Origin of the sequence: Pantoea sp. GM_Pan_3 (genome assembly GCF_026541045.1) — a bacterium.
Taxonomy (GTDB): domain Bacteria; phylum Pseudomonadota; class Gammaproteobacteria; order Enterobacterales; family Enterobacteriaceae; genus Pantoea; species Pantoea anthophila.
In genome coordinates, this window is record NZ_JALNVA010000004.1 from 210,053 (window position 1) to 236,209 (window position 26,157).

The window sequence follows — 26,157 nt, forward strand, 5'->3', positions numbered from 1 at the left end:
ATGAATAAACCTCAGCATCAACAGTTACAGGTGGTGCCGGCCCGTTATCCGGCACGCACCGCTGGCGCGATCGTTGCGCTGTTTATTTTGGCAGGCGTCGTGCAGTCGGTGGCCTTTAATCCGCGCTGGGAGTGGGGGGTGTTTGCACGCTGGTTCTTTGATCCGGTGATCCTGCACGGTCTGGGACAGACGCTGCTGCTCACCCTGCTGGGGACGATCTTCAGCCTGCTGGCTGGCGGTCTGCTGGCTCTGGCGCGCCTCTCCTCCTCCTGGCTGCTGAGCACGCTGGCATGGGGCTACATCTGGCTGTTTCGTTCACTGCCGCTGATCGTCGTGCTGATTATTCTTTATAACTTCTCCTATCTCTATGAAACGCTCTCGATAGGGATTCCGTTTACCGGCCTGTCGTGGGGCGCGTTTCAGACCATCAATGTGCTGGGACAGTTTCCGGCCGCGGTCATCGGCCTGACACTGGTGCAGGCGGCCTACAGCGCGGAGATCATTCGCGGCGGCATTCTCGGTGTCGATCAGGGGCAGGTGGAGGCGGCTTCTGCGCTCGGCCTCTCTGCCACGCGCCGCACCTTCCGCATCATTCTGCCGCAGGCGCTGCGCACCATTATTCCGACCACGTTCAACGAAATCATCAGCCTGGCGAAAGGCACGGCGATGGTTTATGTGCTGGCCATGCCGGAGCTCTTTTACACCATTCAGATGATCTATAACCGCAATCAGGAGGTCATCCCGCTGCTGATGGTGGGTGCCGCGTGGTATCTGATTATCACCACCGTGCTCTCCGTCATTCAGTACAACGCAGAACGCTGGATGGCCCGCAGCGTAACGCGTGAACCGCAACCCTCTCGCTGGCGTCAATGGCGCAACCGCGTCTCGCCACTTCAACCGACCGAGGAGATCAGCCATGTCCGAAGCCATTGATTATCGCCTTTCTCACACCAGCGGGGCCATCAGCATCACCGGCGTCAGTAAACGTTTTGGCAAACATAAAGCGCTGGATAATGTCTCGCTCTCCCTGCCGCCTGGCTCGGTCACGGTGATCCTCGGCCCCTCCGGCTCCGGTAAATCCACCCTGCTGCGCACCATCAATCATCTGGAGCGGGTCGATGAAGGCTTTATCCAGATTGATGGCGACTATATCGGCTATCAGCAGCGCGGCAACAAGCTCTATGAGCTGAAGGAGCAGGCGATTCTGCGGCAGCGCATAAACGTCGGCTACGTCTTCCAGAACTTTAACCTGTTCCCGCACCTGAGCGTGCTGGATAACCTGATTGAAGCACCGATTGCGCATCGCCAGCTCTCCCGGCAGGCGGCGATTCAGCGGGCCGGTGAACTGCTGGACATTGTCGGCCTGCGCCACAAAGCCGATGCGTGGCCGCGCCACCTGTCAGGCGGGCAGCAGCAGCGCATCGCTATCGCGCGGGCGCTGATGCTCAATCCCAGGGTGATGCTGTTCGATGAACCCACCTCGGCGCTGGACCCGGAACTGGTCGGCGAAGTGCTCGATGTGATCAAGAAGCTGGCGCGCTCCGGCACCACGCTGGTCATTGTGACGCACGAGATCGGGTTTGCCCGCGAAGTGGCTGACCATGTGGTCTTTATGGTGGATGGCCGGATTGTGGAGCAGGGCACGACCCAGCAGGTGCTCAGCAATCCGCGTCACGAGCGCACCCGTCGCTTCCTGGCGCGCGTCTTATGAGGCGCCTGACGCCTCTGGCGCTGGCATTCGCGGGGCTGATCCCGGCGCTCTCCATGGCCGCCCCGGAAAAGCCCGACATCCGCCGCAACGAAACGCCCATCCATGCTCCGGCTAATCCGCTGGCGATCGCTAAAATTCCGGCGAACTATCACTTTATCGAGCCGGGCACCCTGACCGTGGCGACCTCAGCCACAAACTCGCCGCCGCTGGCGCTGCTGGCCTCTGACAACGTGACCCGCATCGGCAGCGATCCCGACATCGCCAGGCTGCTGGCTGACAGTCTGGGGTTAAAGCTGAAGCTGGTGCCGGCCTCATGGGAGGACTGGCCGCTGGGGATCAGCGCCGGGCGCTATGATGTGGCGATGTTTAATATCGCCGTCACCGAAGAGCGTAAGAAGAAGTTCGACTTTGCCACCTATCGTGCCGACAACCACGCTTTCGCGGTGAAAAAGGAGAGTCCGATCAGACAGATCGGTGCCCCTGCTGACATTGCCGGGAAGCGCATTATCGTGTCGTCGGGCACCAATCAGGAGCGGATCCTGCTGAGCTGGGATGCACAGAACCGGGCGAAAGGCCTGCCTGCCGTGACGCCAATCTATCTGACCGATGATGCCTCTGCGACGCTGACGCTGCTGTCGGGACGGGCCGACGCCCTGTTTGGCCCGCACTCCATGGCCGCCTGGAAAGCCGCCTCGCGCGGCCAGACCCGACTGGTGGGCAACGGGCCGTTTCGTGCCTGGGTCGCCGTCACCACCAAAAAGGGCAATGGCCTGGCCCCGGCACTCCAGACTGCGCTGGATGGCACCATCGCGGGCGGCCAGTATCAGCAGGTACTGGCCCGCTGGGGTGAACAGGATGAGGCCGTCGACCACTCCCTGATAAACCCGCCAGGTATCGTTTACTGACATCGCCAGACCGGTTGCACTGCGCTAACCGGTCTGGTGCACGGCATGCTGATAACCCGATAATTGCACTACACTCTCCGGCGTGACTGTTTTATCCTGCCCCCTCAAACTCATAAAAAATTCTGTTGTGTGGCGGAGTTTCAGCCCTGGAAGCCCATGAAAATCAGATTCCTTTCTGCCAATGAGCAAAAGCTGGCGGAGGTGCGCAAGATACTCGAACCTGTCGGGGTCGAAGTACTGCCTATCGCCCGTCGCATCGAAGAAATACAGACAGAAAACGAGCTTGACCTGGTGCGTGACAAGCTGACCAAAGCTTTCGCGCTGATCGGGCGGCCGCTGTTTGTTGAGCATACCGGCCTCTATCTGGATGGCCTGAATGGGTTACCCGCGGGTCTGACCCGCATCTTCTGGAATCGCCTCGACGCTGAGCGCTTTACGGCGCTGGTGCAGGGACTCGACAGCCAGGCCGTCACGGCCAAAACGGTGCTGGGTTACTGTGACGGCCGCAAGATGTATCAGTTTTCAGGCGAGCTACGCGGCACCATCGCGGCAAAACCCGCCGGCACGCGCGGCTTTCAGTGGGACTGCGTCTTTATTCCCGAAGGCTATGAGCAGACCTTTGCCGAAATGGGTGAACTCAAGAATGAGATCTCCATGCGGCGTATCGCGCTGGATCGCTTCGCCACCTTTTTGAAAACCGCCCGGGGAGTGGCATGAAACCTGAACTCAAACGCGCCTATGATTCCGGCAAACTGATCCTGTTTGCCGGTGCCGGTATCTCACGCAATTTCGGCCTGCCGGAGTGGCATGAGCTGATTGCGCACCTCGCGCATGAACTGGGCTACGATCCAAAAATCTTTAATACTTACGGCACGCACCTGTCGCTGGCGGAGTATTACAAACAGAAAAAAGGCTCGCTGGGTCCGCTGCGCAGCTGGATGGATCGCGAATGGCACCGGCCCGATATTGATGTCCGCTCTTCTGAAATTCACACCATGATTACGCAGGGTAATTTCTCGCGTATCTACACCACTAACTACGATCGCTGGCTGGAGGCGGCGCACGACGCGCATGGGGTTCCCTATTATAAAGTGGCCAACGCCGCCGATCTGGTGTCGCTGACCGAAGAGAAGCGACACATCATCAAACTTCACGGCGATTTCGACGACGATACCTCTATTGTGCTGGATGAAAGCAGCTATTTTGAGCGTCTCTATTTCGACTCGCCGCTCGACATCAAACTCACCCACGACGTGATGGGCAATTCGGTCCTGTTTGTCGGTTACAGCATCAGTGACTTCAACATTCGCCTGCTCTTTTACCGCCTGACGAAAATGTGGGGCCGCACCGGGCTGGCAACGGCCCGGCCAAAATCGTACCTGTTTACCAACCGCAACAACCCGGTGGCAAAAGAGGTGCTGGGGCAGTGGGGGATCGAAGTGATCGTCTCGGAAGAGGATGATCCGCGTAAAGCGCTGGCACAGTTCCTGGAAGAGTTGCTGGTGTAATGCCCGTATCGCCTGCTCAGAGAGTGGCTGCTTAAAAATGAATCAATGCGTGGCGTTATGATCAGAAGTGTTGTGAAGGGTACAGTGATCGGTTTTATGGGGCTTGTTCTGCTTGCCCTGACAGGGACAGGAGCGCTGATCTATCTGAAAACGGGTGACCAGCACTACAGTGAGGAAAATCTTGCTGCGTGCAAACATTACACGATTGAGCAGGCAAAACAGATCGTGCTGAGCGCCTGGCTGAGACAACCCAACGACTGGCAAAACTGGCATGAAGCAGCCGAAGTCGCCCGCCAGAAGGGCATACGGTTCATTGACGCAGAGATAAGCGGCCCGGCTGAGCAATGGCTGGTTCCTTTTTATGCAGAACGCATTACGGGCAGAAAGCAGTACGGCATGCTGGATTGCGGCAAACTCAGCGTTGAGTTCGCGTCAGAGTAGTGTACTGAGCATCGCGACGATTCAGGCCATTGGAAACGGCCACCTTTGGCTGGTTGTTGCGATAAAACAGCCCGCTCAGAGCGGGCTGTCAGGTTAAAGGTCTTATCGTTTTATAAACTCTTCGAATTTTTCCTGATTATCTACCAGCCAGGCCGGCATATATTCATAATCAATAGGCCGGATGACCATCTTCCTTGGCCGGTTCCAGATATCTATATTTTTATCAACACAGCGCCGGATGTGATCCGGATTATTGAACTCTGGAAGATTATTTTCTGTATGGGAAATTGTCTCCATCTTCTCGCTGATGCGTGCATCGGTCATTACCCAGGAAAAATGCCAGCCCGCGTTCATGACAATCCGGGTGCGCATCTTAAGAAGTCTCCAGCGCCACCAACTATCCCGTATTGGGGTGCCTTTACGCTTCACGTTGCGTAACAACTCTGGCTGTCCCTGAAAAAAGCCCTTAAGGTTTTTCATCGTCGTCATTTTCGGCAGGCGACATAAGCGCGCCGAGCCATCATCGTTGAGTACCTGAACATTAAATTTATAGTTAAAAAAGTTCTGATACAGCGTCGTGCACAGATGACGGCGACTGAACTGCGTGAGGGCAGCAGGGTGAGGAATTTCATCAACGTCGGAAATGATGATGATATCGTCGTCCTGAGCATGGCGCAGACCATGCATAATGCTGTTACGCGCAATGGTTTCATTTTCCCACGGATCGGATTCCCCGGCTTTCACCACAGAACTGCCGGACAGGAATTCATGTTGATAAATCGTGGGAACGGAATCATTTATCACATAGATGATCTTTTCGCGAAACGCGGCGAACCGGTCAATATTGAAATTAAGTTTTTCTCGTCGCTTGCCCGTGAAAGTATAGAGAGATTCAACGATGACAAAGCGGTCAACATGCTCATAAAGTGTATTTAAACGCAGCTCAAGAAGCATATCTTCATCGTAGTACAGGAAACAATCGTAAATCATTGGCGAACTAATCCTTTTGCCATCATCATCAATTTTATTTTTTGCGGATTGTACCTGCTGTTTTACGCTTTCCATACACTTTCCAGCGTTTTTACTGCCACCCTCCTGACAGAATCTTTCTGCCCCCCGCCTGAAGCTGCGTCAGACAGGGGAATCTGACCCCATCGCCGGATTAACGTCCTGATCGGAGAAAAGCCTGCGCGATGATAAGGTTCAATTGCACGTCTCCGTTAAACTCCATTCTCTGCTGGCAAAGCAAATTGAGCATGATATACTGTATGTATACACAGTACCTGAGGGCGAAAAGATGGCTGTTGAAACAAAATTTGTAGTAGTCAGAAAGGGTGAAGAGAAGATGACGTTTGCCAATAAGAAAGAGGCCGATGCCTACGACAAAATGCTCGATATGGCCGAAGCCTTCACCGACTGGCTGTTACAGCATCAGCCCGCGATGGACGAAGCACAGGCGGAAACGCTGGGCCTGCTGATTGCTGAGCAGAAAGAGTCGGTACAGCATATCCTTCGCACCAGCAAACTGCCGGAGGCGACGACCCACGCTTCCCGCTCAGACGATGCTGACAACCAGGCTGATGAGCCTGCGGCTAAGAAAGTGCGCGCAGTAAAAGCGGCCTGATCTTCACTTCAACGCCGGAAGCGAACCTTCCGGCGTTGCTGTTTCTGACTTAAGATTCTCTTCCCGTCTCATCCGTATTAGCTCATTAAACGAGCCCCATCGTTCATCGTTATTCCTGAGCGCTCTGATTCTGACAGAACAGGCGGGGGGTAATGCACATTAAAATTCTTTTCTGAAAAATATAAGCTCATCAAAATTCTTTGCCCGCACTCTCCCTCTGCCATTCTGTGCGACCCATCAGTGATGACAGTAGTGCTCAGACAGGGTCAGCATGCCTGTTCCGCCTCTATCAATCTCTCCTGGCAGTAAATAAGGCATCCTGAAACAGGGTAAATCCTGCTTAAGTCCGGAAAGAAAATGTGAAAACCCTTTCCCAGTCATTGACCAGGAAGATGCTACTGAATTTTTTAATTCTTTTATGAACCTGTACGTTAAAAACGCGCTTTCCAAAAAAATTATCATATTGGACTTTTTTTTAATTAACATCTACCGCCTGTTATGTATAGAAATCATAAAAACGGAGAGGAGGTTCGATTTTGATTATACTTGTGAATAAAAAAACCAGAAGCCTGTTTTGTAAAGGAAAGGTAATTTCCCTGAGCAGGAACGAATTCACACTTTTTATTTTTATGATCAAAAGCAGGAAGGCAAGAGAGATTGATGTTGCCGATTTAATTTTACAGGTATGGGAAGCAAGATATAAATCCATCTCTGCCAATAATATCTCTCAACTTTTCTATCTGTTGAGAAAAAAAGTTCAGATAATAGACCCACTTTTGAATCTGACTTACTCAAAAAGCAAAGGCGTTCAGTTTTTTATACCCAAAAGCCTCGTTTTTATCACCTGTAATGAAAAGCTCTACTTCTTTTTACAAAAGAAAATGACCTGGTTCAGAAAATTTACACGTCGCACTCTGTTTTTTATTTGAGCATTGCGCTGATCTTCATTATCACTATATCCACTCCAGGTACGACAGGAGGCGTTAACATGTCAGGGGAGATATATGAGAAATGAACCTGAAACAATCTGGCTGGTGATCTTCTTGCTGATATCCTTTTTCGGGGGCGTAACAAGATATCTGTTAAGTGCTTACGCAGGAAAAGCAGCGCCAACGATACAAACACTTTTATCTGCGCTGACCATCTCAATTTTCTGGGGACTTCTTGGAGGTATTATATGTGTTAATTATGGATTAAATCTGTATGAAGCCATTGTCATAAGTGGGTCTGTCTCATTTTTCTGTGGTGGATGTGTTTACCGTTAAATCTGAAGAGTATAAATAAGGACATTCTATGAGCAACCAGATTGCAACTGCATTCCCGTTAAAAACGTTCCGCACTGATTTTTTAAACTGGTCAAAAGAGACATCCGGGAAAAATATTCTCTCATGTTCACCTAAGACCAGTGCTGAATTACTCGATGTCATTAACTGGGCTGTTGATAATAAATTCAAAGTTCGCCCGGTAGGTATTCAGCATAACTGGTCAAGATTGACTATTGATAATAATGCTGACAACAGTGATGTTGTCCTGGTTGACATGATGAAACATCTTAATGCTGCAACGATAGTTAAACATGGTGATTACGGCTATATCACGGCTCAGACCGGCATTCAGATGGAAGCTCTTGTTACTCTGCTTGAGAAAAAGAAACTAGGCTTTTACAGCATGCCTGCACCAGGCGATCTGACGCTTGGCGGTGTCCTCGCAATAGGAGGACATGGGACCGGCATCGCCTCTGTCAATGAAGAACGCTCCGCAGGGGGGAGTTGGGGAACCGTCAGCAATAACATTGTCGAACTCAAAGCCATTGTGTGGGATGACAAGCTTAAGCAGTACGTGTTGAAAACGTTCGAAAGAACCAACCCGGAGATATCAGCCTTTATGGTGCATGTCGGGAGAGCATTTATTTATGAAGTTAAACTTCAGGTGCCGCGCAACAAGCGTTTACGCTGCCAAAGTTTTGTCAATGTTCCCGCCGTCGAATTATTTGGTCAGGAGGGTGAAGGTATCAGAACCTATACCTCCTATCTGGATAAATGCGGGCGTGCTGAGATCATCTGGTTTCCGTTTACTACCACACCATGGTTAAAAATCTGGACAGAGTCTCCAGCCTACAACAGGATATCTAAACCCGTCCATTCTCCCTTTAACTATCCTTTTTCGGATAATATTCCTGTTCAGGTTTCCGATTTGGTCAGGAAGATTAACAATGGCTTTCCGGAACTCACACCTTCATTAGGAAACCTGATGTTCAATCTGGTCAATATCGGACTTGGTGCGACAATCAGTAGCGACCTGTGGGGGTGGAGCAAAGATGTCTTGATGTATATCAAGCCAGACACGCTTCGGGTGACGGCTAACGGCTATGTCATCATCACCCGCAGAGAGAACATTCAAAAGGTACTCAGTGAATTTAAGGCGAAATATGAGAGCATGGTGGATATCTACAAAAAATCTAACGCTTATCCCATGAATGGTCCGATTGAAATTCGTGTGACCGGTTTAGATAATCCAGCTGATACCGATATTGCTGGTGCTGTTCCTCCTGCACTCTCCGCAGCCCGGCCTGTTGATGCTCACCCTGAATGGGATGTTGCAATCTGGCTGGATAATCTGACAATGCCTGGTACTCCTGACTCACTGAAGTTTTTCAGAGAGTTGGAAGAGTGGGTGTTCAATCACTATTCTGGCGATTATGCAACGGTACGCGTTGAGTGGAGCAAAGGCTGGGGATATTCAGAAAAAGATGCCTGGGATAATGAGACGGTTATCGACACCCTTATTCCTGATAACTTAACTCAGGGTATCACCGATGGGTATGACTGGCGTTTTGCAAAAGCGACGCTCGATAAGTATGACCCTCACTACCTCTACTCTTCACCTTTAACCATGAGGCTTTTTAAAGCGACCCTGTAGTCATCATTCGGTCGCTATGAATGAAGCCACCTAAACGGTGGCTTCATATCCGGATAGCTTATTTTTAATCACCCCATTCCTCATTGAAATGGTAGTTAATCTGACTGGCATCGCCACCCAGCGCACTGCCTAATGAAGCAATCGTTGTAAATATAGCAAAGCCAATCGAGTCAAGGGCGTGATGAATGCTTCCTAAGCCGATGGCATCCAAAAGTCTCCCTGGAAAAGAGAGCAGGGGGGTATTGAATAAGTCGTTAATCAGCTTTACACCACCAACAATAATTTCACCAACGTTGCCACCTGAGACTGAGTTTACTTCGGTTAGAGTAAGTTCACGCATTGAAATTTCCTTATAACAATAATAAATGGCAAATCTATTACAAAATAATTCTGCCTTCAATTGATGGTTGCATAAGCCAGACAGGCTGTCAATAATCCGGAAGCCAACCTCTTTTCATGAGAAAATAATGAATCTTCTCCAGCCTGATATCCGGAAGGAGTCGTTTAAATTATTTGTCATTATTCAGGATGTCTATTTCCGGTTTTTTATTGTGCCGTCGCGATCTCAGTATCGGTGGCATGTTAATTCGCTCACACTTTTTCTGAAACAGAAACTCCCCGGCTTTTCACTGCCCGCGTTCGATATCAGTGTGGCCCCATCATCTGCAAAGGGTTATTACTGGTTAACAGGAAAAACCTGAGCGTCTCACGGTTTTTACCACTGTGAGGCGCTCAGGTTTTTTTTGCCTTGCTCGTCCCTTCAGCTGGCTGGAACTGCAGCCCGGCATTCAGTACTGGCATCACCCGGCGGGTATCGCCCGCACTCAGGATGCCTGGGTGACGGAACCTAAAACCGTGGTGACATTTTAAATTTCCCTGTGGAGCAGGATCGCCGTCACGCTTTTCACCGAGGCAGATTGAGGTCCGCCTTAAAAATGGTAGAGTGCGCCTGGTGGATTGTTACTGCTCAGGCAGGCAAAACCTGATTTCTGGCATCAGCCGGAGGTCAGGTTTTTTGTTTTTGGGGTCTGGATGAAAATCGCCAAAGTGCTTAATAACAATGTGGTGGTGGTTCAGGACGAACAGGGACGTGAGCAGGTCGTGATGGGCCGCGGACTGGCTTTTCAGAAGCGTGTCGGGGACAGTCTTGATACCGCGCAGATTGAGAAGGTATTCGCGCTGCAAAGCGATCTTCTGGTGCGCCGTCTTGAGGAGTTACTGAACCAGATCCCTGCTGAGGTCATGACGACCTGCGACCGGATTATCAACCTGGCAGCACAGCGATTAGGGAAACTGCAGGAGAGTCTCTACATCACATTAACGGATCACTGTTTCTTTGCCATCGAGCGGCAGAAGAAGGGGCTGGCGATAAAAAACGTGCTGCTCTGGGATATCAGGCGACTCTATCCCCGGGAGTTTGAGCTGGGTCAGGAAGCCCGCGCCATCATCGCCCGTCGTCTGAATGTGGAACTGCCTGAAGATGAAGCCGGATTTATCGCGCTTCATCTGGTAACGGCTCAGCTCAACAACGAAATGCCGGAAGTGATGGATGTGACGCGGGTGATGCAGGACGTCCTGCAACTGGTGAAGTATCAGCTGCAGCTGGACTACGACGAGTCATCGCTGAGTTACCAGCGGTTCGTCACCCATCTGAAGTTTTTTGCCCAGCGGATGCTGACACGAACCGTCGTTGATGACGATGATGTGTCACTCCATACCGCGGTCAAAGAGAACTATCCCAAAGCGTGGAAATGCGCGGTGAAGATCGCGCAGCATCTGCAGCAAAGCTATCAGCGCGATCTGACAGCGGAAGAGATGATGTTCCTCGCCATTCATATCGAACGGGTGAGAAAAGAGGGGCGTTAACCCCCTGAACCTGGATTGTTACTGCGTCGTGCAGGCAAAACCTGAGCGCGGCCTCTGAAAAGAGGTCGTTCTCAGGTTTTTTTATTTTTGGCTCCCTCAACGGATGTCTGCGGACATCGCTTGTAAGGAAAGAGAGATGGAATATCAGAAACTGGCGCAGGAGATCCTCAGCCATGTGGGTGGTAAAGCGAACATCGTCAGCCTGGAGCATTGCGCCACCCGGCTTCGTTTCAGACTGAAAGAGAGTCAGAAGGCGGATGCGGAGGCACTGAAGAAAAACCCGGGTGTGATTATGGTGGTTGAAAGCGGCGGGCAGTTCCAGGTCGTCATCGGCAACCATGTGCATGCGGTCTGGCAGGCGGTTCGCGCTGAAGCGGGACTGCGCGATGACGCTCCTGTCGCAACGGATGAAAACGACAGTGGCGGGAATCTCTTCAGCCGGCTTATCGACATTATTTCAGGTATTTTCACCCCTTTTATCGGCATTCTGGCCGCTTCGGGCATTCTTAAAGGCCTGCTGGCCCTGGCTGTGGTCTGCGGCTGGCTTTCCGTTGAGAGCGGCACCTATAAAATCTGGTTTGCTGCCAGTGATGCGCTGTTCTTCTTTTTCCCGCTGGTGCTGGGTTACACCGCCGGTAAGAAGTTTGGTGGCAATCCCTTCATCACCATGGTGATCGGCGGGGCACTCACCCATCCGACCATGATCGCCGCCTTTAATGCCAGCCAGCAGACCGGCGCAATGGCGGACGCGTTTCTGGGTATCCCTGTCACCTGGTTCAACTACAGTGCGTCGGTCATTCCGGTGATTCTTGCCGCGTGGGTGAGCTGCTGGCTGGAAAAACAGAGCAACAGGCGGCTTCCTGCCTCAATGAAGAACTTTTTTACGCCCCTGATCTGCCTGGGCGTTACCGTGCCGCTCACTTTTCTGGTGATTGGCCCCGTGGCCACCTGGCTGAGCATGATGCTGGCCAACGGCTACCAGTGGATTTATGCGCTGGCCCCCTGGCTGGCTGGCGCCGCCATGGGTGCGCTGTGGCAGGTCTGTGTGATCTTTGGTCTGCACTGGGGGCTGGTGCCTCTCATGATCAACAACCTGGCGGTGCTGGGGCACGACTCAATGCTGCCGATGCTGTTGCCCGCCGTCATGGGTCAGGTTGGTGCCGCGCTGGGGATTTTCCTGCGCAGCCGTGATGCCCGGCAGAAGGTGCTGGCTGGCTCGTCCGTGACGGCAGGGATTTTTGGAATTACCGAACCGGCTGTGTATGGCGTCAATCTGCCGCTGCGTCGTCCCTTTATTTTTGGCTGCGTGGCGGGTGCTATCGGCGGGGCGATTGTCGGCTTCAGCCACACACACGTTTACTCCTTTGGCTTTGCCAACGTCTTCACGATTGCTCAGATGATCCCGCCCGGCGGGGTCGATGCCACCTTATGGGGCGGGATTGCCGGAACAGTGCTGGCGCTGGTTCTGAGCTGTGGCATGACCCTGCTTGCCGGTATGCCCAAAGCCGCCGCCCCTGTGGCGGCGACACCCCTCTCCTCAGACGAAAACGCGATCCTTTCCCCGCTGTCTGGCACCGTGCTGGCGCTCGATCAGGTGCCGGACGCCACGTTCGCCAGTGGCCTGCTGGGACGCGGTGTCGCCATCATTCCGCTTGATAACAAAGTCATCGCGCCGTTTGCCGGTGAGGTCGCCTCGCTGTTTCAGACCCGGCACGCCATCGGCCTGCTAAGTGATAGCGGCGTCGAGCTGTTGATCCACGTCGGCATCGATACGGTGAAGCTCGACGGCAAGCCGTTTATCGCACACGTCAGCGCAGGCGACAAAATTCAACCGGGCGATCTGCTGCTGGAATTTGATCGTCAGGCGATCCTTGCTGCCGGCTATGACCTGACCACTCCCATCATTATCAGTAACAGCGATGACTACGCTGATGTCATCACGGCTGCAGCCAGCACCGTGACGGCCGGACAACCGTTACTCAGCCTCAGCCATCAATAACAGGAGAACAGCATGAAAACTTTCCCGGATTCATTTTTATGGGGCGGCGCCGTTGCCGCAAATCAGGTGGAAGGGGCCTGGCGTGAGGCGGGTAAAGGCCTTTCGACCTCCGACCTTCAGCCGCAGGGGATTTTTGGTCCGGTTTGCGAGCGGGGCCCAGGCAGTCACAGCCTTAAGGATGTGGCGATTGATTTTTACCACCGCTATCCGGAGGATATCCGCCTGTTTGCCGAGATGGGCTTCAGCTGCCTGCGGGTCTCAATTGCGTGGACACGCATCTTTCCGCAGGGTGATGAGCAGCAGCCTGAAGAGGCGGGTCTGGCTTATTATGACCGGCTATTTGACGAGCTGGCCGCGCACAACATCACGCCACTTGTGACACTGTCACACTATGAGATGCCCTGGGGACTGGTGACGCAGTATGGGGGCTGGGGCAATCGGCGGGTAATTGATTTCTTCAGTCACTACGCCCGCACGGTATTTACCCGTTACCGGCATAAGGTCAGACTCTGGCTGACCTTTAATGAGATTAACATGTCGCTGCATGCCCCTCTGACCGGGGTGGGTCTGCCGGAAACCGCCAGCAAAGGTGAGGTGTATCAGGCGATTCACCATCAGCTGGTCGCCAGCGCGCTGGCGGTAAAAGCCTGCAATGAAATTATCCCTGACGCCCAAATCGGCAACATGCTGCTGGGTGGGCTGGTCTATCCATTGAGCTGCAAACCTGAAGATGTTCTGGAAGCGCTGCAGGAGAACCGGACATGGCAATTCTTTGGCGACGTTCAGTGCCGTGGCGCTTATCCGGGCTACATGTTGCGCTTCTTCCGCGACAACCATATTGCCCTTGAGATCACCGACGCCGACCGTGAAGCGCTAAAATCGACCGTCGATTTCATCTCTTTCAGCTACTACATGACCGGCTGCGTCACCGCCGATGACGCGCTGAATCAGCAGCTGCGGGGCAATATCCTGAGTATGGTGCCGAACCCCCATCTGCCCGCATCTGAATGGGGCTGGCAGATTGATCCGATCGGCTTGCGCACGCTGCTCAATCTGCTGTGGGATCGCTATCAGAAGCCGCTGTTTATCGTTGAGAATGGGCTTGGCGCGAAAGATAAACCCGATGCCGCCGGGGTCGTGCAGGATGACTACCGCATCAGCTACCTCAACGATCATCTGGTGCAGGTCCGTGAGGCGATTGAAGATGGCGTGGAGGTCATGGGCTATACCAGCTGGGGCCCGATCGATCTGGTCAGCGCATCGAAAGCCGAACTCTCTAAACGCTACGGATTTATCTACGTCGATCGCGACGACAACGGTGAGGGTTCACTGGCGCGCAGCCGCAAGAAAAGCTTCTACTGGTATAAAGAGGTCATCGCCACCCGTGGAGGATCGCTAAAAGGGTGATCGCCGCGGGAAAGCGGCATCGCGCTGCCTGCGGTCTCTTTTTCCTCCGTGCAAAACCGGCTGAGTCAGGGTGTCTCGCCGGTATTTACCTGATAGCGGGTGCTCCTGCCGCCGCCTTCCAGCCGGTAAAGGCACCCTTTTTCGACCAGATCCGCCAGATGTCGGGTTGCAGTCGCTTTACTGACTTTTGCCACCTTCTGATACTGACTGGCGCTGATCCCCTGTGCAAATCCCTGTTCGCCGCCATCCAGCAGCCGGTTCAGCACTTTAACCTGCTCCTGACTCAGTCCCGTTCCCTGATAGCGCAGCCAGAATCGCGCCTTGATCTGCGTGCGGTCAATCACGCTCATCGCCTGTTGCAGGCTCTCATCAAGGATATCCAGAAACCACACCAGCCAGCGGGTGATGTCGGTGTCGCCTTTTTGCGTCTGTTCCAGAATGCGGTAATAGTCCGCACGGTGCGCCAGAATGGCGGGAGACATGGCGTAGAGACGGATACTCTGACTGTCGGCCTGCGCCAGTGCCAGGTCGGTAAGTGCCCGCGTGATGCGGCCGTTGCCGTCATCAAAGGGATGCAGGGTCACAAACCAGAGGTGACAGATCGCGGCCCGCAGCAACGGGTCGAGCATGACGTCCTGCTGGCTCTGGTTAAACCACGCAATAAACTGCGCCAGCTGCGGCTCCAGTCCGTCACGCGGCGGGGCTTCAAAATGGACGGTAGGCCGGTCGATACGCCCTAAGACCACCTGCATCGGCTCGCTGCCACGCAACATCCCGACGCTCAGACGCTGCACCGTCCATTCATCTGCCGGAAACAGCCAGTGATGCCACTGATACAGTCGCTCCATCGTCAGCGGCTGGCTGCGGTTGTTAATCGCGTCCAGCATCATCGCCGCCAGGCCTTCTGAGCGGTCAGAGACCGGCCAGGGCTGCTCTTCCGTGACGCCCAGCCGTCGCGCCAGCGACGAGCGGACCGACTGCACGTTAACCCGCTCCTCTTCAATGGCCGATGAGGAGAGGATATTACTGAGCAGGGTATCCAGCGTCTGACTTTCGCTGTCGGGGTTCAGACTGGCGCGGCCCAGCAGCAGGCCGCGCTGCTGCTGCAGATGGCGCAGGCGCGGTAACAGCACAGCATCCTGCCAGTGAAAGTGGGGCCAGTCGGCCTGTTGCCAGATCCAGTGGGTGTTCATCGTCAGCTCAGGGTCAGGAAATGAGCCGAATCACGCACCTTATTCGGCTCACAGAATGAGGCGATAATAACAAACAATCGGCTCACAGAATACGCTGGCGAACCTGAAGACAGAAAAAAGGGCCCGAAGGCCCTGTCTGTTTAGCGGGAGAACTGAATAAAGGTGTCTGAGTAGTAATGTACAATCCAGGCAACATAAGCCAGCCAGATAATTAACCCACCTGTTAAACCGAATTTACCAATCATTGATTTCTCTCCACAGTGATAAGGGTCTGCAGCAATGTTTTACATAAACTGACAGTTGTGGAGAGCGGCTGTATTGTCGCAGATCAAAAAAATCCCGTTCATCATTCACGACATAATCCCTTAGCGATCAATTTCCCCGAAATAATCAGGCGGCGTTCTGCGTGCCGCAGGCAGAGCGCAGGGTAAAGTTCAAAAAAACGCCGCCGATAGATGATCTCAGGAGCACTATAACCACAAGGAGGTAAAGAGCAGGATCATTTCCAGGGGAAAAAATTATGTCCAGTTCGTTACTAAAAAAGAGAAAAATGAGTACCCGTGCGCAGATGCTGCTCATGGGCGGTTTAACCATCACGCTGGGCTTTACCGTCACCATCGGTGTCCTCAGCTGGCAGTCCGGTAAAGAGCAGAAAGCGCTGGCAGAGAAGTATCTGCAGCAGATTGCCCAGAGCCGGGGTCTGCAGGTGCAGCAGGAGCTGACACATGCGCGCGATGTGGCCAGTCATCTTGGACAAAGTCTGATCGCTTTACCGCATGCAGGCATTACCGATCGCAAGGCAGCGGACAAAGTGATGGAATATGCGCTGCGCGCCAATCCTGAGTATCTGTCGATGTCAGTGATATTCGAACAGAATGCGTTCGATGGCCGCGATGCGGAGTTCGCCACCCAGCAGGGTCAGGCGCCACAGGGCCGCTATGCCTGGTTTGTTGACCGCGATGCCTCAGGCCATTACGCCATGCATCCTCTGCTTTCTTACCTCACGCCGGGACAGGGCGACTACTATCTCATCCCGCAAAAGTCTCAAAAAGATACGCTTACCGAACCCTATAGCTACGCCTATAACGGCGTGCCGACATTACTCACTTCGGTGGCTGCGGTGATTATGGATCAGGGCACGCTGAAGGCGGTCGTCACGTCAGATATTTCGCTGTCCTCGCTGCAAGCGAAAGTGAACCAGATTAAACCCTGGCAGGGCACCGGCTATGCGCTGCTGCTCTCCAATGGCGGCAATGTGGTCTCATCGCCGGTTAAAGAGGAGGCCGGAAAACCCTGGAAAGGCCAAACCGATAACTTTACCTCGAAGGTGGTGCAGCATTTTGATGGGGTACTGGGTGAAGAGGCGCTGGTCACCTGGCAGCCGGTCGTGATCGGCAACAGCGATAAGCCCTGGTATCTGGGCGTGGTCGCGCCGGTCAGCCAGGTGATGGCCGCCGCCAACCGCCAGCTGATGTGGGCGGTGATCCTGATGGTGGTGAGCATTCTGCTGGTCGGTACGGTGCTGGGTATGCTGTTCAGCCGTAAGGTGCTGCGTCCGATTGGCGGCGAGCCGGTTGAAGCGGCTCAGATCGCGCTGGCGGTAGCCGATGGCAAACTGGATAACGCGATTGCCGTGCAGAAGGGCGATCGCAGCAGCCTGTTCTTTGCCCTTGAGACCATGCAGACCCAGCTGCGACAGATTGTCGGACAGATTAAAGATGCCAGTGAGTCGGTGCGTCAGGGGGCGGGGGAGATTGCCAGCGGCAACCTCAACCTGGCGTCGCGCACCGAGGAGCAGGCTGCTGCGCTGGAGCAGACCGCCGCCAGCATGGAGCAGATTAGCGCCACGATTCGTCTGAACGCCGACAACGCGCAGCAGGCGACCAGCCTGACCGAAAACGCGACGCACATCGCCAGCCGCGGTGCCACGCTGGTCGGTGAGGTCGTGCAGACCATGGCGCAGATCGATGACAGCTCGAAAAAAATTGGCGATATCACCACGATGATCAACAGCATCGCTTTCCAGACCAATATTCTGGCGCTAAATGCGGCAGTAGAAGCGGCGCGTGCTGGTGAACAGGGACGCGGGTTCGCCGTGGTCGCCAGTGAGGTGCGTAATCTGGCCCAGCGCAGTGCCAACGCTGTGAAAGAGATTGGCGCGCTGATCGAAGAGTCAAGCGTGCGGGTCGAAAGCGGCGTCCGGCTGGTGAACGATGCCGGTAAGACCATGCAGGAGATGATGCAGGCGGTGAACTCGGTGCAGGGGATTATCGGTGAGATTGTCACTGCCTCTGACGAACAGGCGCGTGGCATCAGTCAGGTCACGATTGCCGTCAACGAGATGGATGGCACCACCCAGCAGAACGCCGCGCTGGTGCAGCAGATGTCCGCCGCCGCCAGTTCACTGGAGGATCAGGCGCAGCAGCTGGCGCAGACGGTGGAGCAGTTTCACCTGGCATAAAACGCACTGACAACGCCGTCGCTGCCGGACAGGGCGATGGCGCAGACCTCTTCCGCAAAGTCGCAACACCCGCCACCCCTGGCGGGTTAGCCCTCTGTGTGGGCTGTCTGATGCAGATTCATTACGCCTCTGTCAGGCGCTCACCGCTGACGGCATCAAACAGGTGCATCTTGTCCGGATTAACTGTTACCGGCAGCGTGCCACCCGGCACGGCATCACTGCGGCCGCTCAGCTGCATATGCAGCAAAAATCCCTGCCACGTCAGATGTAACAGCGTCGACTCTCCCGTAATCTCAACGATATTCACCGTCGCCGGTTGCCCGCTGACATCGGTGATCAGATCGTGAGGGCGCACGCCCAGCGTGACTGGCTGACCCGCCTGCTGCTGTGCGGCACGGTGCCAGCGGGAAGGGAGCCGCAGCCACTGCTCACCACAGCAGACGCCTGGCACGGCGTCCCGTACTTCAAAGCGGGCATCCAGCAGATTCATCGGCGGTGAGCCGATAAACCGCGCCACGAATGTGTTAACAGGGCGATCATAAATCGCCAGCGGCGCACCCTGCTGCACGATAACGCCATCCTTCATCACCACGATCTGATCGGCCAGCGTCATCGCTTCGACCTGATCGTGGGTGACATAAACCATGGTGGTTTTAAAACGCTGATGAAGCGATTTGATTTCGGCGCGCAGCTCCATCCGCAACTGCGCATCCAGGTTTGAGAGCGGCTCATCGAACAAAAATACCTGCGGGTTGCGCACCATCGCCCGGCCCATCGCCACGCGCTGCCGCTGTCCGCCCGATAAAGCCCGGGGATAGCGCTGCAACAGCTGATCGATGCCGAGAATGCCCGCAATGCGGGCGATTTTGCTCTTCTGCTCCTCGCGCTTCACCTTTTTCACCTGCATATGAAACGCCAGGTTCTCAGCGACGGTCAGGTGCGGATAGAGCGCGTAGCTCTGAAACACCATCGCGATATCCCGGTCGGCGGGGTCGAGATCGTTGATGCGCTTTTTGTCGAGCAGGATGTCGCCGTCAGAGACGCTATCCAGACCGGCAAGCAGCCGCAGCAGGGTGGATTTACCGCAGCCGGAGGGACCGACCAGCACGGTAAAAGTGCCGTCAGGAATAGTTAAATCCAGCGGCTGCAGTACGCTCTGTTTACCGTAGCGTTTAGCCACCTGTACAAGTTCAACACTGGCCATGGTCAGCGCACCTCATTTGAAAGTTGGAGTTGTTGCCAGCTGGGATAGCGGCGCGGTGAGCTACTGATTGCCTGTGACGCCACGTCAATGCCCCAGCGCAGGGCGGTATGAGAGGAGTGCTGATAGAGCAGGGCCGTGAGAAAACCGGCATTGAAACTGTCCCCCGCACCGATGGTGTCGACCACCGTCACCGGTTGTGCGGCGGCAAATTGCACAGAGGCGGCAGACCAGAGGCGTGCGCCCTCCGCGCCGCACTTGATCACACATCCGCCGCGGCCGCTGAGCCGGGCTGACAGCTGTTTGCCGCTCTGCTCCAGCAGCTCTGCGCCCGCCAGACCCAGCGCCTCCACCTCATTCAGCAGCAGCCAGTCGCAGTCCGCTAACCATGCCGCAATCTGTAAGCGAAGGGCATCGCTCCAGCCCGCTGGCGGCCAGCCGGTGTCCACCGCCACACAAAAACCACGCTGCTGTAAGGTGGCCAGCAGCGCGGGATAGTGTGCATAAAGTTCCAGGCAGAGAAAGGTGCCGCACAACAGCACGATGTCACCCGGGACGGCCTGCGGCGGCAGCTGAGCCAGCACATCGTCGACGGTCAGCAGGGTAATGTGCCCGTAGTTGCTGAGAAAGGAGCGTTCGTTATCGGGGTGAGTGACGCCCACCGTCAGTGACGTCTCGCAGGCGTAGCGCGGCCACTGCTTCGCGCTGTGCGGAAAATGGCTGGCCAGCCAGTGACTCAGACCATCATTACCCTGGTTGGCGATAGCGCGATGCGGCACCTGCATCGCCTCCAGCGCCAGCGCGCAGTTTCCGGCCGAGCCGCCGGGACGAAGCTCACTGTGCTGCAGCATCACTTCGGTGCCGCGCTGCGGCCAGTCACTGAGCGTACTCATGATTAAATCGACGTTGATATTGCCCACCACATAGAGGGTGGCGACAGTGGAATGGTTCATAGTTATCCCTTACTTCCCCCGCTGGTGAGACCACTGACCAGCGTTTTCTGCAGCCAGATGGCGATAAACAGAGGCGGTACCGATGCCAGAATGCCAATGGCGGCGATCAGCCCGTCATCTGTCGCCCGTCCGGCGGTAAAACCGGCGATGGCGACCGGCAGGGTCTGGGCCGACAGATTGCTGGTGAACAGCAGCGCGTAAAAAAACTCATCCCAGGCGAGCAGCCAGCCAAACAGGGCAGCGGCACCCAGCACCGGTTTTGCCAGCGGCAGCGTGATGCGCAGCAGAACCTGCCAGAAGCGCAGGCCATCCAGCCGGGCTGCCTGTTCAATATCACGGGGCAGGGCGTCGAACTGATTCTTCAGCATCCAGGTCAGAAACGGCAGGATCAGCGAGCAGTAGACCATCACCAGACCGGGACGGGTGTTGAGCAGACCCAGCTGTTGCAGCAAAAAGTAGAGCGGCAGTACAAAGGCCACGGGCGGCACCATATAGATCGCCAGGGCGCCGGAAAGCCAGGCATCGCGACCGCTGTAGCGCGAGAAGCTGAACGCCGCCGGGATCGCCAGCAGCAGGGAGATTGCCGTGGCGACCGACGCGACCAGCAGACTGTTTCCCAGCGCATGCAGGAAAATCGCGCCCGGCTGGCCAGGTGCCAGTGAAATCAGCCCCTGATAGCGGCTGAAATCCCACTGGCGCGGCAGCCATTCTAACGGCACCCGTGAGAGATCGCTGGCGGAACTGACGCTCATCAGAAACAGCCAGCCCATCGGGGCGAGAATGCTGAGGGCGACCAGCAGCGCAGCCCCGTAACGCAGCCCCTGGCGCAGTTTAGTTTTCATAGGCGGAACTCCGGCGGCGCTGATGCCATAACATCAGCAGATAGAGCGTGATCAGCAGGGCGCACATCAGGGTCATCAGGATCGCGTAGGCAGCGCCGCTGCCCGCACGCAGGTAGCTGAACGACTCCTGATAGACGAAGAAGCTCAGGGTTTTGGTGCTGTCCACCGGCCCGCCGCGCGTCATCACATAGATGATGTCAAAAATTTTAAAGGCATCGATGGTGCGCAACACCAGCGCCACGCCCAGCGGCGCGACAATCGCCGGGAAGGTGATCGCCCGGAAACGACGCCAGGCGGAGGCTCCATCCAGTCGCGCCGCCTCAAACAGATCGTCGGGGATCGACTGCAGCGCAGCCAGCACCAGCAGGGTCACCAGCGGATAGTTTTTCCAGATGTCTGCAAACATCACCGCATTCAGCGCGGCATCCGGCGACCCCAGCCAGCTGCGATAGCCGTCAATAATGCCCAGCTGGGTGAGCAGGGCGTTGATGCTGCCGTAGTCGGGGTTGAAGTTCAGACGCCACATCATGGCGTTGACAATCGTAGGCAGCGCCCACGGCAGGATCGCCAGCACCCGCAGCACGTTGCGTCCGTGGAATCGCTGATTCAGCAGCAGCGCCACCAGCACGCCGATGATCCCTTCACAGACCACAGAAACCACGGTGAAATAGAGGGTACGCCAGATCGAAGTCCGGAAATCGGGATCGCTCAGCGCATAGAGGTAGTTTTCCAGCCCGACCCAGCCTGGCGTTTCCCCGCTGCCAATCAGCGCAGCATCGGTAAAGCTGAGCCAGATTGTGCGCACCAGGGGCCAGGCGGTCAGCAGCAGCATCACCAGCAGCATGGGTGCCAGCAGCACCCATGCCTGACGCTGTTCGCGTTGACGCAGACTCAGCATCATCACTCCTTAACGCAGCCGGGCGGCGCTTTTATCGACCGTCGCCATCGCATCCTGGGCCGACGTTTTGCCCAGTAACACCTGCTGCAACTGCTGCTGGAGCTGGTTCGACAGGCGCGAGTAGTCGGCCGTCTCAGGACGTGACAGCATCACGTTAAGCGATTTATCCGCCGCGGCGATCAGACTCTCCTGACCTTTTTTCACCGCCTCATCCTGATAGGACGATTTCCAGATCGGCAGGCTGAGTTTCGCATACTCATTCTGCACCGGCTGAGAGGTCATATAGCGGATGTACTGCCACGCTTCATCCGCATGGCTGCTGCCTTTGGTGATACCCAGCCCCATTGAGCCGTTGACCGCACCCACTTTGCCCGGTGCATCCCCCGGCGCAGGCATGATGCCCACCTCACCCGCCACTTTGCTCTGCTTTGGATCGTTGGCCATGTTGTACATGTAGGTCCAGTTCAGCGCGAACGCCGCATCGCCATTGGAGAACGATTTACGCACATCCTCTTCCAGATATTCACGCGACGCCGGATTGCTCAGCCCCTGATCGAGTGAGCTTTTCATCAGCGCCAGCGCCTTCAGAGAGGCCGGGCTGGAGAAGCTGAGCTTACCGTTCTGATAAAACTGGCCGCCAAAGCCGGAAACCAGCGTGGTGTAATCACACACCAGCGCTTCCGCCTGAGACCAGCTCCAGACGAGCGGATAGTTGACGATCTTTTTCTCTTTAATGATTTTCGCGTCATCCAGCACCTGCTGCCAGGTCTCTGGCAGCGTCGTAATGCCCGCTTTCGCCAGCATCGCTTTGTTGTAATAGAGGTACTTGGTGTCGAGGATCCACGGCATGCCGAGCGTTTTGCCTTTGAAGATCACCGTGTTCATCGCACCCGGGAAAACCTTCTCTTTTTCGTCGGGGGTAATGCGTGATGAGACATCCTGCAGCAGATCGAACCGGCTGAATTCTGCCGGCCAGATGGCATCGAACAGCACCACGTCATAACCATTGCCGCCCGCACCGCGCGCCGCCACGATCTTGTCATGCAGGGCTTCATAGGGAACAAACTCCAGATTGACGCTGACATCCGGATGCGCTTTCTGAAAGTTCTGCGTCATGGCGCGGATATCATTTTCGCTGTAGGCGGCCTGCGTCATAAACAGGGCATTAATCTGCGTGGCCGCCGCGGCGCTGCCTGCGCTTAACATCAGTAAGGCGGCAAAGCCGGCTTTGAGTCGGGGGGTATAACGCTGTGACATGGTCTTCTCCACTATGCAGCAACAGGCTGTCGGTTAATTAAATCAATTTGATTGATTTAATCAGGGGCGTAATGGTCAGCGGGCAGGCTGACCTGTCAGGAATTAAGCAAAGGACGTGCCAGTAAAGGGCGGTAACAGTAACAACGTCGTAACAACGCTGGCGCCAAGACTGCGCTTTTATCGCCGCCTTGCCTATCCTGAACCGCAGAAATTGCGTACACGATCAAAGATATTGTTTGCCTCCATTCCTCCGCATACCAATACTGTGAGGTCGCGCTGTAAGGGAAAACAACATGAGAACCTCGGGCACCAACCTTGAACATGCGCGGGCACATAACCGCCGTGTGGTGATTGAAGCGATTCGTCTGTATGGTGAGCTGACCCGTGCCGAACTGGCACGGCTGACGGCGCTGACGCCGCAGACCGTCTCCAACATCGTGGCAGAGCTGGAGCAGGCTGAACTGCTGACCAGCCGCCAGCCACGCCGCAGCGGGCGTGGTCAGCCCTCCATTCCGGTCACGCTGAATCCGACCAGTGCCTGGTCGATCGGGATTCACCTCGATCACCAGACCCTGCTGCTGGTTCTGGTCGATCTCAGCGGCGAAGTCCACTTCCGCCGCCTCCTGCTGGTGCAGAAGCCCCAGCCTGCTGCCACCCTGGCGTGCATTGCTGACGTGCTGACGGAGATGCGGGCCTTTCTCGGCGCGCAGTGGCAGAAAGTGTTAGGCATAGGCGTGGTGATGCCGGGACCGTTTGGCGTAGAGGGCATCTCATCGGTGGGGCCGACCACCCTGAACGGCTGGGAGCAGGTCGATATCGAAGCTGAACTTGGCGCGATCAGTGGCCTGCCGGTGACGCTGGAGAATGACGCCACCGTGGCCGCCATTGGTGAACGGTTTCATGGCATCGCCCGTCAGCTTAACTCCTTTATCTATCTCTATATCGGCACGGGCCTGGGCGCGGGGATCTTTACCGATGGCCACATCTACACCGGCCATGCCCATAACGCGGGGGAGATCGGCCACATCGTGGTTGAGCCGGGTGGGCGCGACTGCTATTGCGGCAATCAGGGCTGTCTTGAGCGTTATGTCTCGTTACAGGCTGCCTATGAGTTCTGCGGCCTCGATCCGATGCGGGCGCTGCCTGACGACCTGCTGCAGATTGATCCTGCGCGTTTCAGTGCCTGGATTGAAAGCATAAAGACGCCACTGCGCCAGGCAATCAATATTCTGGAGTCGGTGTTTGATGCAGAAGCGGTGATTATCGGCGGGATGATGCCCGCGCCGTTGCTGGAGCAGATGGTCGCGCAGTTACCGCCACTCTATCAGTCGGTTCGCGGACGCTATCTGAATGCGATGCGACTGAAGACCGGCATGACCGGCAGCGATACCGCCGCGCTGGGTGCCGCCGCGCTGCCCATCTTCGATGAGTTTAACCCGCAGTTTCAGGTGCTGATGAAGTAGAGAGGAAATGGCGCTGTTGCAGACAACAGCGCCACCGGGATCAGCCCGGATAGATGCCGCGATCTTTACGCGCCATCAGGATACGCTCACACGCAACGATGTAGGCCGCGGTGCGCAGTGAGCACGCTTTCTCTTTCGACTTGTCCCAGACGTGAACCATCGCTTCTGTCATGATCTTGTCTGAGCGACGATTAATCTCATCTTCACTCCAGAAGAAGCTGGCCATGTCCTGCACCCATTCGAAGTAGCTGACGGTTACGCCGCCCGCATTGCAGACCACATCCGGCACTACGATAATGCCGCGCGAAGCGAGCATGTCGTCGGCGTCAGGGTAGGTGGGGCCGTTCGCGCCTTCCAGCACGATTTTGCAGCTCAGCACCTCTGCACGCTCACGGGTAATCTGACCTTCCAGCGCCGCCGGGATCAGAATGTCCATCTCCGTCGTCCAGAACGCCTCTTTCTCAATGCTCTGCGCGCCCGGGAAACCGGCGATCTGCTTGTGCGCAATCTGCCATTCCGTCAGGGCTGCCATGTCGATACCGTCGGCATTAAACAGGGTGGCCGTGTGATCCTGAATCACCACCACGCGCGCGCCCGCCTCATCAAACAGTCGGGCCGCTTCACTGCCGACATTACCAAACCCCTGAACCGCCACGCGGGCACCTTCAATTTCAATGTCTGCGCGACGCGCCACTTCGCGTCCGGTGATAAACACCCCGCGGCCGGTGGCTTTCTCACGGCCCAGCGAGCCGCCCAGATGAATGGGTTTACCGGTGACGACGCCGGTGACGGTGGTGCCGAGGTTCATGGAGTAGGTGTCCATCATCCACGCCATCACTTTACCGTTGGTGCCGACATCCGGAGCCGGGATATCTTTCTGCGGCCCGATGATGATGCCAATCTCACTGGTATACCGGCGTGTCAGACGCTCCAGCTCTCCCTCAGAAAGTTTAAAAGGATCGACGCGGATGCCCCCTTTTGCGCCACCGTAAGGCAGGTTGACGGCCGCACACTTGATGGTCATCCAGGCGGAAAGCGCCATGACTTCGTTAAGGTCGACATCCGGATGATAGCGAATGCCCCCTTTGCCGGGACCGCGTGAAAGGTTGTGCTGAACGCGATACCCTTCAAAATGGCGAATTGAGCCATCATCCATCTGCAGGGGAATGTCGACAATCAGTGCCCGCTTGGGATGACGTAAAGTATCTATCCAACGTGAAAGATCGCCCAGATAGGGCGCCACCCGGTCGATTTGCTGCAGGTAGGTTGACCAGGCAGATGTGCTGCTTTCAGACGCATAAGATAACTTATCCATAAAAAACCTTTCTTAATGAAGTTATTTATTGTGTGGAGCCGTGGATGACGCGCGTACTGTTTTGCGCAGTCATAATCTAACACTCCTGAAACAAATAAGATGTGGCAGGCGCCCGGTCCCAACCAGGTTATGCCCCATTCTGGGGCAGAGAAAGTGAATATTTTGCTGATTACACCCCGCACAAGGCGAATAAT

At 55.5% G+C, this 26,157-nt stretch carries 23 protein-coding genes and 1 pseudogene; 15 read left to right on the plus strand and 9 right to left on the minus strand.

What is annotated here, in order from left to right; genetic code table 11:
• From OXR04_RS13695 to OXR04_RS13720, 6 genes are all read left to right on the plus strand, one after another.
• Positions 1–933, plus strand: a complete 933-nt coding sequence (locus OXR04_RS13695; protein WP_267370911.1) for an amino acid ABC transporter permease — start codon at positions 1–3, stop codon at positions 931–933.
• Positions 917–1,711 carry an amino acid ABC transporter ATP-binding protein gene (locus tag OXR04_RS13700; protein WP_009092943.1) on the plus strand — a complete coding sequence of 265 codons (795 nt, stop codon included), beginning with the start codon at positions 917–919 and terminating at the stop codon, positions 1,709–1,711. The genes OXR04_RS13695 and OXR04_RS13700 overlap by 17 nt, the downstream gene beginning before the upstream one ends.
• The gene (locus OXR04_RS13705; RefSeq protein WP_267370914.1) at positions 1,708–2,616 is read left to right on the plus strand and encodes an ABC transporter substrate-binding protein; all 909 of its coding nucleotides are present in this window, start codon (positions 1,708–1,710) and stop codon (positions 2,614–2,616) included. Before OXR04_RS13700 ends, OXR04_RS13705 begins: the two co-directional genes overlap by 4 nt.
• Positions 2,617–2,772: 156 nt before the next feature.
• Positions 2,773–3,333 (plus strand): non-canonical purine NTP pyrophosphatase, encoded by a 561-nt coding sequence (locus OXR04_RS13710; RefSeq protein ID WP_009092945.1) that lies wholly within the window; start codon positions 2,773–2,775, stop codon positions 3,331–3,333.
• A complete protein-coding gene (locus OXR04_RS13715; protein WP_009092947.1) occupies positions 3,330–4,124 on the plus strand; it encodes an SIR2 family protein in 795 nt (264 codons plus the stop codon). The genes OXR04_RS13710 and OXR04_RS13715 overlap by 4 nt, the downstream gene beginning before the upstream one ends.
• Before the next feature lie 57 nt (positions 4,125–4,181).
• Positions 4,182–4,565, plus strand: coding sequence for a hypothetical protein (locus OXR04_RS13720; protein WP_267370919.1), 384 nt, complete (start codon positions 4,182–4,184; stop codon positions 4,563–4,565).
• A 102-nt stretch (positions 4,566–4,667) separates the two neighbouring features.
• On the opposite strand, the gene OXR04_RS13725 is transcribed toward OXR04_RS13720, so the two are convergent.
• On the minus strand, positions 4,668–5,630 hold the full coding sequence (locus tag OXR04_RS13725; RefSeq protein ID WP_111208740.1) for a benzoate transporter: 963 nt from the start codon (positions 5,628–5,630) through the stop codon (positions 4,668–4,670).
• A gap of 232 nt (positions 5,631–5,862) precedes the next feature.
• On the opposite strand from OXR04_RS13725, the gene OXR04_RS13730 reads away from it, so the two are divergent.
• From OXR04_RS13730 to OXR04_RS13740, 3 genes are all read left to right on the plus strand, one after another.
• Positions 5,863–6,189, plus strand: a complete 327-nt coding sequence (locus OXR04_RS13730; RefSeq protein WP_046102677.1) for a YebG family protein — start codon at positions 5,863–5,865, stop codon at positions 6,187–6,189.
• Positions 6,190–7,193: 1,004 nt separating this feature from the next.
• Positions 7,194–7,454, plus strand: coding sequence for a phage holin family protein (locus OXR04_RS13735; RefSeq protein WP_267370923.1), 261 nt, complete (start codon positions 7,194–7,196; stop codon positions 7,452–7,454).
• Between the two features lie 28 nt (positions 7,455–7,482).
• Entirely contained in the window at positions 7,483–9,108 is a 1,626-nt protein-coding gene (locus tag OXR04_RS13740) for a cholesterol oxidase substrate-binding domain-containing protein (RefSeq protein ID WP_267370925.1), read from the plus strand.
• 64 nt (positions 9,109–9,172) lie between these two features.
• On the opposite strand, the gene OXR04_RS13745 is transcribed toward OXR04_RS13740, so the two are convergent.
• The gene (locus tag OXR04_RS13745; protein ID WP_267370928.1) at positions 9,173–9,448 is read right to left on the minus strand and encodes a hypothetical protein; all 276 of its coding nucleotides are present in this window, start codon (positions 9,446–9,448) and stop codon (positions 9,173–9,175) included.
• Positions 9,449–9,861: 413 nt separating this feature from the next.
• On the opposite strand from OXR04_RS13745, the pseudogene OXR04_RS13750 reads away from it, so the two are divergent.
• From OXR04_RS13750 to OXR04_RS13765, 4 genes and pseudogenes are all read left to right on the plus strand, one after another.
• Positions 9,862–9,978, plus strand: a pseudogene (locus OXR04_RS13750) (hypothetical protein); the annotation flags it as partial.
• A gap of 162 nt (positions 9,979–10,140) precedes the next feature.
• Positions 10,141–10,974, plus strand: a complete 834-nt coding sequence (gene bglG, locus OXR04_RS13755; protein ID WP_009092953.1) for a transcriptional antiterminator BglG — start codon at positions 10,141–10,143, stop codon at positions 10,972–10,974.
• 136 nt (positions 10,975–11,110) lie between these two features.
• Positions 11,111–12,973 (plus strand): PTS beta-glucoside transporter subunit IIABC, encoded by a 1,863-nt coding sequence (gene bglF, locus OXR04_RS13760; RefSeq protein WP_058958068.1) that lies wholly within the window; start codon positions 11,111–11,113, stop codon positions 12,971–12,973.
• Positions 12,974–12,985: 12 nt separating this feature from the next.
• Complete coding sequence (locus tag OXR04_RS13765) at positions 12,986–14,380, plus strand: family 1 glycosylhydrolase (RefSeq protein WP_267370932.1); 1,395 nt, start codon at positions 12,986–12,988, stop codon at positions 14,378–14,380.
• A 65-nt stretch (positions 14,381–14,445) separates the two neighbouring features.
• Here OXR04_RS13765 and OXR04_RS13770 read toward each other — a convergent pair whose 3' ends face one another.
• The gene (locus tag OXR04_RS13770; RefSeq protein WP_267370935.1) at positions 14,446–15,573 is read right to left on the minus strand and encodes a Fic family protein; all 1,128 of its coding nucleotides are present in this window, start codon (positions 15,571–15,573) and stop codon (positions 14,446–14,448) included.
• Between the two features lie 520 nt (positions 15,574–16,093).
• Between OXR04_RS13770 and OXR04_RS13775 the strand changes: the two genes are divergently transcribed.
• Entirely contained in the window at positions 16,094–18,034 is a 1,941-nt protein-coding gene (locus OXR04_RS13775) for a methyl-accepting chemotaxis protein (RefSeq protein WP_267370938.1), read from the plus strand.
• Between the two features lie 121 nt (positions 18,035–18,155).
• Here OXR04_RS13775 and ugpC read toward each other — a convergent pair whose 3' ends face one another.
• Genes ugpC through OXR04_RS13800 form a run of 5 tightly spaced genes read right to left on the minus strand, consistent with a single transcriptional unit; the run spans position 18,156 to position 23,185 of the window.
• Positions 18,156–19,238 (minus strand): sn-glycerol-3-phosphate ABC transporter ATP-binding protein UgpC, encoded by a 1,083-nt coding sequence (ugpC, locus tag OXR04_RS13780; RefSeq protein WP_267370941.1) that lies wholly within the window; start codon positions 19,236–19,238, stop codon positions 18,156–18,158.
• Between the two features lie 2 nt (positions 19,239–19,240).
• Positions 19,241–20,188 (minus strand): carbohydrate kinase family protein, encoded by a 948-nt coding sequence (locus tag OXR04_RS13785; RefSeq protein ID WP_111208732.1) that lies wholly within the window; start codon positions 20,186–20,188, stop codon positions 19,241–19,243.
• A 2-nt stretch (positions 20,189–20,190) separates the two neighbouring features.
• Positions 20,191–21,030 (minus strand): carbohydrate ABC transporter permease, encoded by an 840-nt coding sequence (locus OXR04_RS13790; protein WP_046102671.1) that lies wholly within the window; start codon positions 21,028–21,030, stop codon positions 20,191–20,193.
• Positions 21,020–21,928: a sugar ABC transporter permease gene (locus tag OXR04_RS13795; protein ID WP_267371313.1), complete on the minus strand. Its 909-nt coding sequence runs from the start codon at positions 21,926–21,928 to the stop codon at positions 21,020–21,022. The genes OXR04_RS13790 and OXR04_RS13795 overlap by 11 nt, the downstream gene beginning before the upstream one ends.
• A 9-nt stretch (positions 21,929–21,937) precedes the next feature.
• Positions 21,938–23,185 (minus strand): extracellular solute-binding protein, encoded by a 1,248-nt coding sequence (locus OXR04_RS13800; RefSeq protein ID WP_267370945.1) that lies wholly within the window; start codon positions 23,183–23,185, stop codon positions 21,938–21,940.
• Positions 23,186–23,478: 293 nt separating this feature from the next.
• Here OXR04_RS13800 and OXR04_RS13805 point away from each other — a divergent pair, with 293 nt between their 5' ends.
• Positions 23,479–24,648: an ROK family transcriptional regulator gene (locus OXR04_RS13805; protein WP_267370948.1), complete on the plus strand. Its 1,170-nt coding sequence runs from the start codon at positions 23,479–23,481 to the stop codon at positions 24,646–24,648.
• 40 nt (positions 24,649–24,688) lie between these two features.
• Here the strand turns inward: OXR04_RS13805 and OXR04_RS13810 are convergent, their stop codons facing one another.
• The gene (locus OXR04_RS13810; RefSeq protein ID WP_009092964.1) at positions 24,689–25,963 is read right to left on the minus strand and encodes a Glu/Leu/Phe/Val dehydrogenase; all 1,275 of its coding nucleotides are present in this window, start codon (positions 25,961–25,963) and stop codon (positions 24,689–24,691) included.
• Between the last annotated feature and the right edge of the window lie 194 nt (positions 25,964–26,157).